General features: G+C 41.7%; 13 protein-coding genes and 2 pseudogenes. 12 read left to right on the top strand and 3 right to left on the bottom strand.

Features of this window, described 5'->3' with window-relative positions; translation table 11 throughout:
- Positions 1-4 precede the first annotated feature (4 nt).
- The 6 genes and pseudogenes from budA (at position 5) to HMPREF1519_RS04780 (ending at position 5,072) form a co-directional block, all read left to right on the top strand.
- Positions 5-724: an acetolactate decarboxylase gene (budA, locus tag HMPREF1519_RS04805; RefSeq protein WP_002883899.1), complete on the top strand. Its 720-nt coding sequence runs from the start codon at positions 5-7 to the stop codon at positions 722-724.
- Positions 725-884: 160 nt separating this feature from the next.
- A complete protein-coding gene (locus tag HMPREF1519_RS04800; protein WP_037611346.1) occupies positions 885-1,334 on the top strand; it encodes a MarR family winged helix-turn-helix transcriptional regulator in 450 nt (149 codons plus the stop codon).
- Positions 1,335-1,352: 18 nt separating this feature from the next.
- Positions 1,353-2,201: pseudogene (locus HMPREF1519_RS04795) on the top strand (SDR family oxidoreductase).
- A complete protein-coding gene (locus HMPREF1519_RS04790) occupies positions 2,202-2,930 on the top strand; it encodes an ATP-binding cassette domain-containing protein (RefSeq protein ID WP_022496228.1) in 729 nt (242 codons plus the stop codon).
- Positions 2,923-4,452: an ABC transporter permease/substrate-binding protein gene (locus HMPREF1519_RS04785; RefSeq protein ID WP_037611345.1), complete on the top strand. Its 1,530-nt coding sequence runs from the start codon at positions 2,923-2,925 to the stop codon at positions 4,450-4,452. The genes HMPREF1519_RS04790 and HMPREF1519_RS04785 overlap by 8 nt, the downstream gene beginning before the upstream one ends.
- Complete coding sequence (locus tag HMPREF1519_RS04780) at positions 4,449-5,072, top strand: endonuclease III domain-containing protein (protein WP_022496226.1); 624 nt, start codon at positions 4,449-4,451, stop codon at positions 5,070-5,072. The genes HMPREF1519_RS04785 and HMPREF1519_RS04780 overlap by 4 nt, the downstream gene beginning before the upstream one ends.
- A gap of 76 nt (positions 5,073-5,148) precedes the next feature.
- Here the strand turns inward: HMPREF1519_RS04780 and HMPREF1519_RS04775 are convergent.
- The 3 genes and pseudogenes from HMPREF1519_RS04775 to HMPREF1519_RS04765 form a co-directional block, all read right to left on the bottom strand.
- A pseudogene (locus tag HMPREF1519_RS04775) lies at positions 5,149-5,376 on the bottom strand (IS3 family transposase); the annotation flags it as partial.
- Between the two features lie 235 nt (positions 5,377-5,611).
- A complete protein-coding gene (locus HMPREF1519_RS04770; RefSeq protein ID WP_022496225.1) occupies positions 5,612-8,275 on the bottom strand; it encodes an FtsX-like permease family protein in 2,664 nt (887 codons plus the stop codon).
- Positions 8,276-8,287: 12 nt separating this feature from the next.
- Positions 8,288-8,989 (bottom strand): ABC transporter ATP-binding protein, encoded by a 702-nt coding sequence (locus HMPREF1519_RS04765; protein ID WP_022496224.1) that lies wholly within the window; start codon positions 8,987-8,989, stop codon positions 8,288-8,290.
- Positions 8,990-9,218: 229 nt separating this feature from the next.
- Here HMPREF1519_RS04765 and HMPREF1519_RS04760 point away from each other — a divergent pair, with 229 nt between their 5' ends.
- From HMPREF1519_RS04760 to HMPREF1519_RS04735, 6 genes are all read left to right on the top strand, one after another.
- Positions 9,219-9,764 (top strand): TetR/AcrR family transcriptional regulator, encoded by a 546-nt coding sequence (locus tag HMPREF1519_RS04760; RefSeq protein WP_022496223.1) that lies wholly within the window; start codon positions 9,219-9,221, stop codon positions 9,762-9,764.
- 99 nt (positions 9,765-9,863) lie between these two features.
- Positions 9,864-10,664: a PhzF family phenazine biosynthesis protein gene (locus HMPREF1519_RS04755; RefSeq protein ID WP_022496222.1), complete on the top strand. Its 801-nt coding sequence runs from the start codon at positions 9,864-9,866 to the stop codon at positions 10,662-10,664.
- A 318-nt stretch (positions 10,665-10,982) separates the two neighbouring features.
- The gene (locus tag HMPREF1519_RS04750; protein ID WP_002884905.1) at positions 10,983-11,585 is read left to right on the top strand and encodes a membrane protein; all 603 of its coding nucleotides are present in this window, start codon (positions 10,983-10,985) and stop codon (positions 11,583-11,585) included.
- Entirely contained in the window at positions 11,585-12,376 is a 792-nt protein-coding gene (locus tag HMPREF1519_RS04745) for an energy-coupling factor transporter transmembrane component T (RefSeq protein WP_002885125.1), read from the top strand. The genes HMPREF1519_RS04750 and HMPREF1519_RS04745 overlap by 1 nt, the downstream gene beginning before the upstream one ends.
- On the top strand, positions 12,352-13,188 hold the full coding sequence (locus tag HMPREF1519_RS04740) for an ABC transporter ATP-binding protein (protein WP_037611342.1): 837 nt from the start codon (positions 12,352-12,354) through the stop codon (positions 13,186-13,188). The genes HMPREF1519_RS04745 and HMPREF1519_RS04740 overlap by 25 nt, the downstream gene beginning before the upstream one ends.
- A complete protein-coding gene (locus tag HMPREF1519_RS04735; protein ID WP_014634540.1) occupies positions 13,175-13,975 on the top strand; it encodes an energy-coupling factor ABC transporter ATP-binding protein in 801 nt (266 codons plus the stop codon). Before HMPREF1519_RS04740 ends, HMPREF1519_RS04735 begins: the two co-directional genes overlap by 14 nt.
- The last annotated feature ends 92 nt before the right edge of the window (positions 13,976-14,067 follow it).

Genomic DNA, 14,067 nt, shown 5'->3' with positions numbered 1-14,067 from the left:
AGACATGTCTGAAGCCATAAAATTATTTCAATATAATACTTTGGGAGCCTTGATGGCTGGGCTTTATGGAGGTACTTTAACAGTTGGAGAATTGTTGGAGCATGGAGACTTGGGTCTGGGAACATTAGATTCTATCGATGGTGAGTTGATTGTTCTTGACGGTAAAGCCTATCAAGCCAAAGGGTCTGAGGGTAAGGTCGAAGTGGTAGAAGTTTCTCCTGATGAAAAAGTACCTTATGCAGCAGTCGTACCTCACCAAGCTGAAGTTATTTTCCGTCAACGTTATGAAATGACTGATAAAGAACTTGAGGATCGTATTGAATCTTATTATGATGGGGTCAATCTTTTCCGTTCTATCAAAATTAAAGGTCATTTTAAGCATATGCACGTGCGCATGATTCCAAAATCAAATGCCGATATTAAGTTTGCGGATGTTGCCACACGCCAACCTGAGTACGAGGTAGATAATATTTCAGGTACTATCGTTGGTATTTGGACGCCAGAAATGTTCCACGGTGTGAGTGTTGCTGGGTATCACCTCCATTTTATTTCAGACGACTTGACATTTGGTGGTCACGTTATGGACTTTGTTATTGAAAATGGTATTATTGAAGTTGGACCAGTTGACCAACTCGACCAACGTTTCCCAGTTCAAGACCGTCAGTATCTTTTTGCTAAATTCAATGTCGATGAGATGCGTGAAGATATTACTAAGGCTGAATAAAATTTTTTAAGACATCAAAAATCATAGAAAGGACTTTCCTAGATGATTAGGGAAGTTTTTTTGTTTTTTGAAGTTATTTCCATATCGAAATTGTTGACGGATGTAACAGACAGTGATACAATAACTTTAATATTTTGATATCGAACAAAAAGGAGACAAAATGGACAAAATGTTAGGGGGCTACCAAGCTCTACAGATTCGTTTGTTGAATGGGCGTATTTTTCAAAAACTCTTGAGCAAGGAACCAGATGCTCAATACAGAAGTGAACAAGGGAAAATTTTAACAGTGCTTTGGCAAAATGAAGATGGTCGGGCAACTGCTACGGATATTGCCCTTGCTTCAGGACTAGCAAACAATACTCTGACTAGTATGATTAAGAAATTAGTTGACCAGGGCTTGGTTACGATTGAACAGAGTGACCAGGACAAGCGCAAGAAGTTTGTCGTTTTGACCGAACTTGGTTGGGCGCAAAAAGAAATTGGAGACCGTGTCAGCGAAGAACTTGGAGAGATTTTCTACCAAGGCTTTTCAGATCATGAAATCCGAGAATTTGAAGCCTATCAAGAGCGTATTATCACAAATCTAAAAGCTAAAGAAAATGATATGTAGGGAAAGGAAGTAACAGTTATGATTGGAATAACAGGTGTAACAGGGAAATTAGGCTCTTATGTGGCTAATCTTGTCGATCAGCAAGGAATTTCTTCTATCCATCTGGCAAGAAGCCCAGAGAGTGCAAAAGTCTACGCGTCAGCGGAAATTCGTAAGATGGTGTATGCCAATACTCCAGAGGTGGTTGAGGCCTTAAAGGGAATCGATGTCTTATTGATGGTCTCTGCTCGGGAAAATCCAGAGCGTGTTGAGGAACACAAGAGTTTTTTAGATGCCGCAAAGCTTGCTGGAGTGCAACATATCGTTTATACCTCCTTTTACGGAGCAGATGAAAAAGCAACCTTTACCTTGTCTCGAGATCATGCCCAGACGGAAGCCTATATCAAGAAGTTAGGATTCACCTATACATTTTTGAGAGATAATTTTTACTTGGACTTCTTTATTGATATTGCTCTTGAAAATGGAGAAATTCGTGGTCCGGCTGGCAGGGGCCGTGTGTCAGCTGTTGCTCGTAAGGACACTTCTAGGGTCGCAGCAGAGATTCTCTTAAACCCTAAGGAATGGGAAAATCAAACCTTGAATCTAACAGGACCAGAGGATCTTTCTATGGAAGAAATCGTAGAGCTTCTCTCAAAAGAGACCGGTAATGCCATCACGTATGTAGACGAATCGGTAGAAGAGGCCTATGAGTCACGGAAAAAATAGCCAGCACAAAACTGGGAGTACGATGCTTGGGTCAGTACCTATACAGCTATCAAAGTTGGGGAACAAGCTGGAGTTTCAACAGATGTCGAAAAAGTCTTAGGACGTCCAGCAAGTAGCTTATTGGATATTCTTAGAGACAGAAAACTTATTGAGGAAGATTAAATGATTGAATACAAACATGTAGCCTTGCGCTACACGGAAAAGGACATTTTGAAAGATGTCAATCTCCGTATTGAAAATGGAGAATTCATGGTGCTAGTGGGTCCTTCAGGATCTGGTAAGACCACCATGATTAAGATGATTAACCGTCTTTTGGAGCCGACAGATGGCAATATCTATATGGATGGAAAACGCATTAAGGACTATGATGAACGGGAGTTACGTCTCAGTACCGGCTATGTCCTTCAAGCTATTGCCCTATTTCCAAACTTGACAGTTGCGGAAAATATTGCTCTCATTCCTGAGATGAAGGGCTGGACTAAAGAACAAATCGCTTCTAAAACAGAAGAACTCTTGGATAAGGTTGGCCTGCCTGCTGCAGAGTATGCAAAGCGCATGCCTAGTGAATTATCTGGTGGGGAGCAACAGCGGATTGGCATTGTGCGAGCTATCATTGGGGAACCCAAAATTCTATTGATGGACGAACCTTTTTCAGCTTTGGATGCCATCTCTCGCAAGCAGTTGCAAGAATTGACCAAGGCCTTACATAAAGAATTCGGCATGACGACCATCTTCGTAACACATGATACGGACGAGGCCTTAAAATTAGGGGATCGAATTGCAGTTTTGCAGGATGGGGAAATTCGTCAGGTGGCAGAACCTGAAACAATTTTAGAAGCTCCTGCGACAGACTTTGTAGCAAACTTGTTTGGAGGTAGCCTTCATGTCTAATTTGATTTCAACTTTTCAAGAACGTTTTGGGGACTGGTTAACGGCCCTCGGACAGCACTTACAATTGTCTCTTTTGACCTTAATTATTGCCATTTTCCTCTCAATTCCTTTGGCCATTTATCTTAGCACGCGCGAACGTGCGAGTAACTGGGTCTTGCAACTCGCTGGTGTCTTTCAAACCATCCCTTCCATGGCCCTTCTGGGACTCTTTATCCCTATTATGGGAATTGGAACGCTTCCTGCTTTAACAGCTCTAGTCATTTATGCGATATTCCCAATTTTGCAAAATACTATTACAGGATTGCGTGGGATTGACCCTAGTTTGGAAGAAGCTGGTATTGCCTTTGGGATGACCAAGTGGGAGCGCCTCAAGAAGTTCGAGATTCCACTGGCTATGCCTGTGGTGATGTCAGGGGTAAGGACTTCTGCTGTAATGATTATAGGGACAGCGACCTTGGCAGCCTTGATTGGGGCTGGAGGACTTGGTTCCTTTATCCTTCTAGGTATTGATCGAAGAAATTATAGCTTGATTCTGATTGGGGCCATTTCTTCAGCGGTTCTTGCTATTTTATTCAATATTGTTCTAAAATGGATGGAAAAGGCCAAGTTACGCACGATTTTTGCAGCTTTCGCTATCATGGTGCTTGGTTTGGGAGCAAGTTACGCACCAAGCATGATGCCTCAGAAAGAGAAAGAAAATCTAGTCATAGCTGGTAAATTGGGACCTGAGCCAGAGATTCTCATGAATATGTACAAGCTTCTCATTGAGGAAAATAGTGACATGACGGTGACGGTTAAGCCTAACTTTGGGAAGACAGATTTCCTTTATCAAGCGCTTAAAAAGGGTGATATTGATATCTATCCAGAATTTACAGGGACCATTACAAGCTCTCTCTTGCAGCCAGCTCCTAAAGTCAGCAACGACTCCAAAGAAGTTTTCGAGGTTGCGCGTGATGGTATAAAGAAACAAGATAGTCTAGCTTTGCTCAAACCCATGGCTTATCAAAACACCTATGCAATTGCTGTTCCGAAAAGTATTGCGAAAGAGTATCATCTGAAGACGATTTCTGATCTCAAGAAAGTTCAGGACAAGCTCAAAGCTGGTTTCACGTTGGAATTTAACGACCGTGAGGACGGAAACAAAGGACTTCAATCAGTTTATGGACTAAATCTTAATGTAGCTACCATGGAGCCGGCACTTCGCTATGAGGCAATCCAACAAGGCAACATCCAAATAACAGATGCCTATTCAACAGACCCAGAAATTGCTCAATATGATTTAGTTGTTCTAGAGGATGACCAACACCTCTTCCCACCTTACCAAGGAGCACCCCTCATGAAAGAAGCTCTTCTTAAGAAACATCCAGAATTGGAAGGTATTCTTAATAAGTTATCTGGTAAAATCACAGAGAGCCAAATGAGCCAAATGAGCCAAATGAACTACCAAGTGGGAGTAGAAGGAAAACCTGCTGCTAAAGTCGCACGTGAATTTTTGGTAAAACAGGGATTATTGAAGAAATGATCAAGCAAGAAAAAACACAAGAAACTCTTCTGCGACTCTGTAAGCACTATGGAGAACAAAATTGGTGGCAATCGGATAACAAGATTGAAGACTTGGTATCGACTATTCTGATTCAGCGAACAACAGAGAAGAATGCTAAGTTGGCTTTAGCTGGTCTAATGGATGTCATGACAGTTGAGGCTATCCTGGCTTTACCGCTAGAAGAGTTACAGGAACGTATTCGACCTGCTGGATTTTTTAAGCAAAAATCTCAAACGATTAGGGGACTTTTGATCTGGTTAAGAGAAGTTGGTGGTTTTGAGGTTCTGTCTAAGATTGGAACAGAAGATTTACGGAAGCAACTTTTGGAGTTAAAAGGGATTGGACCAGAGACTGCAGATGCACTTTTACTTTATCTTTTTGATCGTCCAGTTTTTATTTCTGATGAATATGCGAGAAGACTTTTTCGACGCTTAGGATTTGGAAACTTTGATACCTATAATGACATGCACGCTGTTTATGGTAACGTTTTGGAAGGCCTCACTCTTAAACAATGCCAAGAGATTCATGCTGTCATTGATGAACATGGGAAAGCTTTTGGCAAAAGTAAAGGCCAGTTAGACGAAAGTTGGTTACGATAAAAAGAGCCTAGGACAGTAGTCCTTTGACTCCACAAAAGAAACTGATTTTGTACTAACCTAAAGTTAGACAATTTATTTAAGCAAAGGATTTAGTTCTGTATTGCACAGGACTAAGTCCTTTTAGTTTTATCTTAATGCGTTTGTTGTTGTCATAATTAATATAGTCTACAATAGCTTGTTCCAAATGCTCAATTGACTTAAACGTCTTCTCATAACCATAAAACATTTCCGATTTTTAAATACTAAAGAAGGATTCCATCATGCCCTTGTCTGGACTATTGTATTTACATGACATAGATGACTGGAGTATAAGAGTCATCCAAAAGAATGTGTCTCCTTGTTCACTATCAAAAAATTGGTGAAATGAATAGCGAATATCCCTTTTTATTTTGCTCCAAATCAGATTTTTGGATGGAAATACCAGATGATAAAGTAAATCATTTAAAAAATAAAAAAGACAAACGCCCACAATGACGTTTGTCTAGAACAGGGAAGTTATCCTTGTACTTTAGCTCTACTTTATTAGCTTAAATCGTATGTTACTCAACAGATTTTAGGGCTTCGAGCATATTGACTTTCTTAAGGTGTTGGTTCACAAAAATACCGAGACCTGTCAGAATGACAATAACTACAAGTGTTGGAATATCATAGATGAGCCAGCTCAGACCTGGATTGAACATGATATTTTCAGGAGGGATAACCTCTACCATGTATTGATGCAATCCCAAACCAAGTCCGAATCCGACCAAGATACCAATGATAGAGAGATAAATGGTTTCTCGATAGATGTAGAATGTCACTTCTTTGTCAAAGAAGCCTAGAACCTTAATGGTTGATAACTCACGGATACGTTCTGCCACATTGATATTTGTCAAATTAAAGAGAACAACTAAAGCAAGAAGAACAGAAATCCCAATCAATACTGCCATAACACGGCTAAGGGAGTTGACGATGGTCTTGATTTGTGCCTTTAGAGTAGTATTTTGAACAACACCTTTGACACCATCAAGCTCCATAAATTGACTAGCTGTTTGCTCAACGTTTTTGTCTGAGTGATTCTTCAGTGTTAGAATAGTAGCGTTTTGGCTCGCCTCTTTACCAAAAGCATTTCTGTAAGTAGTTTCATTCATAAAGATGAAGTGGCCCATATACATTTCAGAAATACCAGCAACTTTGAGTTTGATATCCTTGTCTTGACTATTTTGAACGGTTAACTCATCTCCTACAGAAACGCCAGCTAAGTCTGCCAATTTCTCAGAAATAATAATCCCTTTGTCGGTCAATTCGAGTTTTTGACCAGTTTCACGATTATTGAGCTTGATGTAATGTTGTAGAGTTTCTTGATCCTTGTCTTTGACCACAAGGGTTGTGATATCTTGACGATCGTTATTAGTTCCTGCCTCTTTTGAAAGCATTTCGTAATGAATAGAAAGATGTTCCTTGACCTTGCTATCGTTAATTAATTTTTGGATGTTTTCCTTTTCCTGCTCATCTAGATGATCCTTGTTTGCGACAATCATATCATAGCGAATGATGTTAGGGAATTGGCGTGTGTTAAGGTCTCCGATAGAAGAACGAATACCGAGTCCAGCAAAGAGAAGTGCGATGGAACCGCAGACACCAAAAATAGTCATGAACATCCGTTGCTTGTAGCGGAAAATATTACGGGCAGTGACTTTTTGTGTAAAGTTCATCCGGTTCCAAAGTGGGGTGATGCGCTCCAGAAGAATTTTAGAACCAGATGTTGGAGGTTTTGGAAGAAGAAGTTGGGCTGGTTTTTCACCTAATTCGCGCTTGGCTACCATAAAGGCAGGAAGAACTGTGGACAAAAGACCAAGCACAATTGCTAGAAGAGTCTTAAACGGATAGAAGTGTAACTCAATCGGTGCGAGGAGGATTCGCTCTTTATAACTATTGTATATGATAGTTGGAAGGAGAATGTGACCTGCAGCAACCCCAATAGCAGTACCAATCATACTCGTCACAAATCCATAAATAATAAATTTACGGATGATGTCCTTGCTTTGGTAACCGAGAGCTTTTAATGTCCCTGCCTTAATCCGTTCTTCTTCGACGAAGCGTCCCATTGTTACAAAGGTAACCAAGGCAGCAATAAAATAGAGGATAACAGGGAAGATATTACTGAGGTTCTGAAAAACAGAAGCGTTGGTCTCATATGAAACGTACCCTTCTGACCAAGGAGCTTCACGACGTGTGTAGACATCGTAGCTTGGTTCAGCAATGCTATCGAGTTTTTCTTGAGCTTCCTTTATTTGCTCCTTCTTTTCAGCGATTTCATCTTGTGCTTGTGTCAATTGTCCCTGGACAAGAGGATTCTTATCCTGACCGCTCGCTTTTGCTTGTTCTAGTTTCTTGTTAAGTTCAGTCTCTGCCGTTTGAAGTTGACTTGTTTGTTGGTCAATCTCAGCCTGTGGATCAGCTTTTAATTCTTTCAAACGGTTAGCAGGTTGATTTTTTACTAATTTTTCGAGCTCATCCTCGTGTTTGGAAACCTTGTCAGTGTAATCCTGGGTATAGGGGTTAGCAGTACTGACGTCTTTGTAAGCTAAGCGTGCAATCATGTAGACGTCGGAATCAAAACTAGATTCAGGGACAACCGCATAACCTTTGAGTTCCCCACTACCAGCTGTAGATGAACCGAGATCAACACTTGATAAGATTTCAGATGACTGAACAAAGCCAGTGATGGTAAAGGTGTGTTCTTTTAAGACATCCTTACCATTGTCACCTTCTTTTTCAGAAAACGAGATCTTGTCACCAATCTTATATTTGTCTTGATAGACTGAAGAAAGAGCAATTTCACCTTGCTTACTTGGAAGTTTTCCTTTTACAACCTCATAAGTTGAGATATCTTTTGGTTTTGAAAATAATCGAAAGGCATCAGTGGAATCTTTCAGAACGACATCTTTAAAGTAACCGTACTCAATGTTTGCCTCTGATGAGACTTGATTTAAGAGGTCTTGATCCGACTGGTTAAGTCCATAGCTACCAGTAACTGTGAGGTCAGCTGTTTGGTGTTTAGTGAAATAGCTTGTTGCCGTGTGTTGCATATCGGGGGTGGTCACCTTTAGACCCACAAGAGCGAAAGAACCCAAGGCCATGAGTGAAGCAATAGAAACCACCCGTCCTTTAGAACTAGAGAAAGACTTTCTGACATCTTTCCAATAAGTTTTACGATTCATGAGATATCCTTTCTAGTATTCGAGGCTATCAATATCTTGTGGAGTTGCATTGAGTTCAATACTTTGAACACGCGCATCATGCATATGAATCACACGATCAGCAATCGGGGCAAGCGCCCCGTTGTGGGTGACAATGATAACAGTAGCTCCTTCATTGCGAGCCTTATCTTGGAGAATCTTCAAGACCTGTTTTCCAGTATTGTAATCCAGGGCTCCTGTAGGTTCGTCACATAGGAGAATTTTAGGATTTTTTGCGACGGCGCGAGCAATAGCTACTCGTTGTTGTTCACCACCAGACAATTGTGCAGGGAAGTTGTTGATGCGTTTTCCTAGACCAACATCAATCAAAGTTTGTTCCGCATCTTTAGCATCCGCGACAATTTCAGAAGCCAACTCTACATTTTCTTTGGCCGTTAAGTTTGAGACCAAGTTATAGAATTGAAAGACGAATCCGACATCGTCTCTGCGATAAGCTGTTAATTGTTTCGCATTAAAATTGGAGATGTCTTTCCCATCGATGATGACCTTTCCTTCATCATTGGTATCCATACCACCAAGAATATTGAGAACAGTTGATTTTCCTGCCCCAGAAGAACCGAGTATAATCACTAACTCCCCTTTTTCGATCTCGAATGTGATATCATTGTTTGCGATGATTTCCACATCACCTGTTTTATACCGTTTGTAACTATGTTTCATTTCAATATACGCCATGTGTATTTGTCTCCTTTAAAAGTTATCGGCTGCTAAAACAACAACCTGTTGAATGATTACGAACGTTATTTTATGATTTTTTTAATACGATTGCTACAACAAAAAACAACAATGTGTTGAAATAAGGATACGAAAGTGATATTAATAAATGAAAATCCTTGATGATGGTTGACAATTACAAAAATCAAGATATACTTTAATCAACAATATGTAGAAACAAGGGGTTTGTATGCAGCAGAGACAAACGACAACTAAGTCAGATATTAAAGAAGCCTTCATTCAGCTTTTAGCGACAAGAAACTTAGAGGATATTACGATTAGTCAGTTAACCAAAAAAGCGGGTGTTAACCGCTCGACATTTTATCTGCACTACCTAGATAAACAGGATTTTTTAGAGCAATTAAAAGAAGAAACCATAACGACGGTTCGTATGATTTTAAGGAAAGAAACCTCTTATCCCAAAGAAGCCTTAGAAGCCATCTTGTCTTATTTCCAAGAGAACAGTGCTTTTTTTTCTGAAATTGCAAAAAATCCAAGCTTTCGTTTTGCAGACAACATTCGTTCTTTTATTTTGGGGATGATTGAGTCAACACCACGTTCTCGACCAGTCATTGTGGCAGCTTATCAAATGCCAGAGCGCTATGCTATTACCATGTATGTTTCTGGTTTGACAGGACTTATTGTCGACTGGATTATCAATGGGACTCAAGAAAGCCCACAACAATTGACCAAAATTATACTGGATTCTCCAGGGATGGAGTGGTTTAAGGGGTAAGGTGTAGATGGACAAGAAATAATTTAATTTGATTATTTACTAAATTTTCTACACTCACTTGTAGTTTTAAAACAAGGTTAACAATTTAAGGAGCTGTCTATGTCAATGAGTCAATATACCATCCAACAATTTATCGTCGATGCTTTTACAGATTCTGTTTTCAAAGGGAACCCGGCGGCTGTTTGTCTTCTAGATAAATGGTTGTCAGATGATACTTTACAGAATATTGCTAAAGAAAATAATCTTTCAGAGACAGCTTTTACGGTTAAAAATGGTGACCACTATGAATTACGTTGGTTTACTCCCGGTGGGGAAATCGATTTGTGTGGTCATGCTACCTTGGCAACAGCCTTTGTTCTCTTTCGATTTATTGAAAAGGATGTTGAAAGTTTAACTTTTGCAACACAGAGTGGGGAACTTTTAGTTACCAAAAAAGGTGAGTACTTTGAGCTGAATTTTCCAGCATATTCCATGCAACAGGTTGCGGTCACAAGTGAGATGGAAGAAGCAATCGGCGTCCGTCCGCTTGAAGCATGGCTTGGAAGAGATCTAGTTTGTGTCTTACCTCATGAAAATGATGTCATTAATGCAAATCCAGATATTGATAAAGTAAAAGATTTAGAGGGGCTCCTCCTGAATATCACTGCCAAAGGAAGCAAGTATGATACTGTCACACGAAGTTTCGCTCCAAAATTATCAGTCAAGGAAGATCCAGTCTGTGGCTCAGGACACTGTCATGTCATTCCTTTGTGGGCTAATAAGTTGGCACAAGAAGATTTTAGGGCCTACCAAGCTTCTGAGAGAAGTGGACTTCTCATTTGTCGTTTGGAGGGCAATCGGATTTATCTTGCAGGAAAGGCTGCCCTCTATAGTCGTGGAGAAATTTATGTCATGGACTAAATTTCTGTCGATTACGAAAACGTAGAAGTATTAGTGACAGTAATGAAAACAAAATCCCAGTCGAAAGATGTCTAGCTCAGCTAGGCATTTTAAATTTCACAACATTTTTTAAAGAATTTTCAGAAAAGACTTGACAATTTTGAAAATAAGCGTATTATAAGACTATGAACTTTTAAAAATAGTAATTTTACTATATTAACTCATGTCGACTACGGATGGTATGGTAAAGTGACTATATGGTTCTAATAACTATTCTATAGAGCGTTGCGTCCGAAAGTCATTCCTGACACGGCTCTTTAAAAACAAAAGGAGAAGATTATGAAAACAGAACCGATTCATCGTACCAGTATGTGGAAATTTAAGTTAAGTGCTGCCACCATGACTTTGATTCCCGCTGCCGTGGGGATTAACTATGTTGCCAAAGCCTTGGCGGAGGGGTTAAAGTTACCCGTTTGGCTGGGGTCTTTGGGAACCTTTCTTGCCAGCATGTTGGCTGGGCCGGTTGCCGGTGCCATCAGTGGTTTCATCAACAACGTGATCTATGGGCTTACCTTATCGCCAATTTCAACCGTGTATGCGATTACCAGCATCGGAATTGGGATTGCTGTCGGAGTTTTGCACGCCAATGGGTGGTTCTCGTCAGCGCGACGAGTATTTGTTTCTGCTATTATTATTGCCTTCGTTTCAGCTGTCATTTCAACGCCACTCAACGTCATCTTTTGGGGTGGTCAGACCGGTATCGCTTGGGGTGACTCATTGTTTGCGGTAATGGTCGCCAATCATGCACCAGTGTGGCTGGCCTCATTTACCGATGAGTTTGTCTTGGATATTTTGGATAAAGTCTGCGTGGCCTACCTCGCATTCTTCATCTATCGTCAGCTGCCGAAGCGGATGGTGCACTTCTTTAGCGGTGATAAATGATGACTGATCAAACATTGATTTCTGGAGCGCCACGGGTCAAGCTCAAGTGGTACCAGGTGATCGATCCGATTACTAAGCTCTTGTTCATCTTGGACATGACGTTGTTGAGCTTTACCAGTATGAATTTATTGCTTCAGGCCGGATTAATTCTTGTCGCAACACTGCTATTGTTATTTTCCAAATTGAGTTCTACCATCTTTAAGGCGCTAGGATTCAGCCTGTTTCTGATTTGCACCATGCTGATCATCCAAGGGTTATTTTACAGTCGGAATCAAACTGTGCTGTTTTCTGTGCTTGGGGTGTCGTTCTACAAAGAAGGCCTGATTTACGCCACCACTCTGGGTTGTCGAGTATTGGTGATTATTTTGACCAGTGGCTTTTTTATGGTGACCACGAGTATTTCAGAAAACGCGGCCTATTTGGAAATGTCCGGATTGTCTTATAAAACCGTCTACGTTCTGATGTCGGTGTGTTATATTTTACCGGAAATGATGCGAAATATGCGGAAAATCCAGCAGGCTCAAAAAGTTCGCGGAACCAATCCGCAAAAAACGTTGATTCAGAAATTAAAGTCAGTCCTGCCGGTTCTAATTCCATTGGTGATTAAGACCTTGGATCAATCGATGACGCGGTCGATTTCTCTCCAACTGAGAGGTTTTGATAATCTCAACCGGACTGTCAGAACCTCCCAGCGCGTGTATCGCCTGTCGCGGACGCTGCACATTGGTCTGACTGGATTGGCAATTTTATTGATTGGGTGGAAGATATGGACGAAGATAAACGGATTGTAATTGAAAATTTGACTACCCGTTATCCGGGTACTGAGCAACCACAACTGCGTCAGATTAACGCGGAGGTTCATACCGGCCAGGTGGTTGGGATTATCGGGAATAGCCACTCCGGCAAATCGACTTTGTGCCATGTGCTAGCAGGGGTCATTCCCAAAATTGTGTCTGCTGAGATTGAGGGCGACTGGCACATGTTTGGCCAGCGAGTGTCCGACAATTGGCCCGTTTATAATGCCATGAATGGAGTTGTACTGCAAAATCCAGCTGGCCAACTAAGCGGGTTGGCAGACACGGTTGCCGATGAAATCGCCTTTGACTTGATTAATCAGGGAATGGCTGAAGGACTGATTCAAAAACGGGTTGAAGAAGTTGCCACGCAAATGGGGCTGATTGAACAGCTGAATTTGCGTCCCGAGAGCCTTTCCGGTGGTCAGAGCCAGCGGTTGGCAATTGCCACGGCGATTGCGGCTAACCCGGCTGTTTTGATTATGGATGATCCGACCAGTCAGATGGATCCCCTTGGCCGCCGACAATTTTTCCAATGGCTGGCCCAAGTCAAAGAGACGACTGTCTTCATTGTCACCAGTGAAATTGACGATTTGTGCGAAGTCGCCGACGTTGTGTGGGTGCTGCACGAGGGTCAAATGGTAGCCCAGGGCAGGCCGGGTGAGGTGTTTAATCATTTGGCAGCTGACTGGCAGATTCCAGCCCCGACAATCCAGCAACTTGCTCAAAAAATGGATTGGCACTTGGCTGATGGCCGGTATCCGGTGAATTACGCTGATCTGAAGGAGGTTCGTTATGTCCACAATTGAACTGAACAACCTGACGTTCACTTATCCGGAACGGTCCTTTAGCTTGGATGTTGAAGACAAACACTTCGCCGATCCGATGGTGGCGATTGTCGGCCAAAATGGTGCCGGCAAATCAACGCTCTTCAAATTGTTGACGGGCTTGCTGACACCACAAACCGGTGTGATTAAGATCGATGGAGAAAATTTTAATGATCTTAAACCAGTCGAAAAGTTACTGAAGGTTGGGATTACTTTTCAGAATCCTGACGATCAGCTTTTCAACCCGACCGTTCAACGAGAGGTGGAGTGGAGTGTCGCGCAGGTCATGGATGACCACGACACGATTACGAGGCGGGCTTTAGCGGCTCTAAAAAGAGTTGGCTTGGATGATAAAATAGCTGAAAGTCCATATGACCTGTCATTGTCGGAACGCAAGCTGTTGAGCGTTGCCACAGTTTTGGCAGTGGATCCGGCGATTTATTTATTTGATGAGCCGATGATGTCGCTTGATTGGGAAAGCCGACGCAAGTTGACCGAAATTTTCCATCAGTTGGCTGATTCGGGCCACCAAGTTGTGACCATCACCCATGACATGGATTGGGTCGCCGCCGAGTTTGAGTCGGTGTATGTTATGGAACACGGGAAGTTTGGCTTCGCCGGCAGTCCACGGGAATTGTTCAGCGATCACGAACTTGTCCAGCGAGTGGGATTACTACCACCGCGGATTATGGACATAGCGGAGTCGCTGGGTGATTCACAGACATATTTATCGGTTAATGATTATTGCCAGAAAAATCGAGATGTATAGAAAAAGTCACCTCTGCGGGTTTTCCAGGTTGAAGGATTAACTTCAGCTTCTGGCAAGAACTCACATGGGTGACTTTTGTGTTTAATAGGCTC

This window comes from Streptococcus sp. SR4 (genome assembly GCF_000517725.1).
In the GTDB taxonomy this organism is placed as follows: domain Bacteria; phylum Bacillota; class Bacilli; order Lactobacillales; family Streptococcaceae; genus Streptococcus; species Streptococcus salivarius_F.
The sequence above is the reverse complement of the archived record's forward strand: the minus strand, read 5'-3'. Positions and strand labels throughout refer to the sequence as shown.

Coding starts and splice junctions, on each gene's coding strand:
- budA (WP_002883899.1), top strand. CDS start 5: ATGTCTGAAGCCATAAAATTATTTCAATATAATACTTTGGGAGCCTTG.
- HMPREF1519_RS04800 (WP_037611346.1), top strand. CDS start 885: ATGGACAAAATGTTAGGGGGCTACCAAGCTCTACAGATTCGTTTGTTG.
- HMPREF1519_RS04790 (WP_022496228.1), top strand. CDS start 2,202: ATGATTGAATACAAACATGTAGCCTTGCGCTACACGGAAAAGGACATT.
- HMPREF1519_RS04785 (WP_037611345.1), top strand. CDS start 2,923: ATGTCTAATTTGATTTCAACTTTTCAAGAACGTTTTGGGGACTGGTTA.
- HMPREF1519_RS04780 (WP_022496226.1), top strand. CDS start 4,449: ATGATCAAGCAAGAAAAAACACAAGAAACTCTTCTGCGACTCTGTAAG.
- HMPREF1519_RS04770 (WP_022496225.1), bottom strand. CDS start 8,275: ATGAATCGTAAAACTTATTGGAAAGATGTCAGAAAGTCTTTCTCTAGT.
- HMPREF1519_RS04765 (WP_022496224.1), bottom strand. CDS start 8,989: ATGGCGTATATTGAAATGAAACATAGTTACAAACGGTATAAAACAGGT.
- HMPREF1519_RS04760 (WP_022496223.1), top strand. CDS start 9,219: ATGCAGCAGAGACAAACGACAACTAAGTCAGATATTAAAGAAGCCTTC.
- HMPREF1519_RS04755 (WP_022496222.1), top strand. CDS start 9,864: ATGTCAATGAGTCAATATACCATCCAACAATTTATCGTCGATGCTTTT.
- HMPREF1519_RS04750 (WP_002884905.1), top strand. CDS start 10,983: ATGAAAACAGAACCGATTCATCGTACCAGTATGTGGAAATTTAAGTTA.
- HMPREF1519_RS04745 (WP_002885125.1), top strand. CDS start 11,585: ATGACTGATCAAACATTGATTTCTGGAGCGCCACGGGTCAAGCTCAAG.
- HMPREF1519_RS04740 (WP_037611342.1), top strand. CDS start 12,352: ATGGACGAAGATAAACGGATTGTAATTGAAAATTTGACTACCCGTTAT.
- HMPREF1519_RS04735 (WP_014634540.1), top strand. CDS start 13,175: ATGTCCACAATTGAACTGAACAACCTGACGTTCACTTATCCGGAACGG.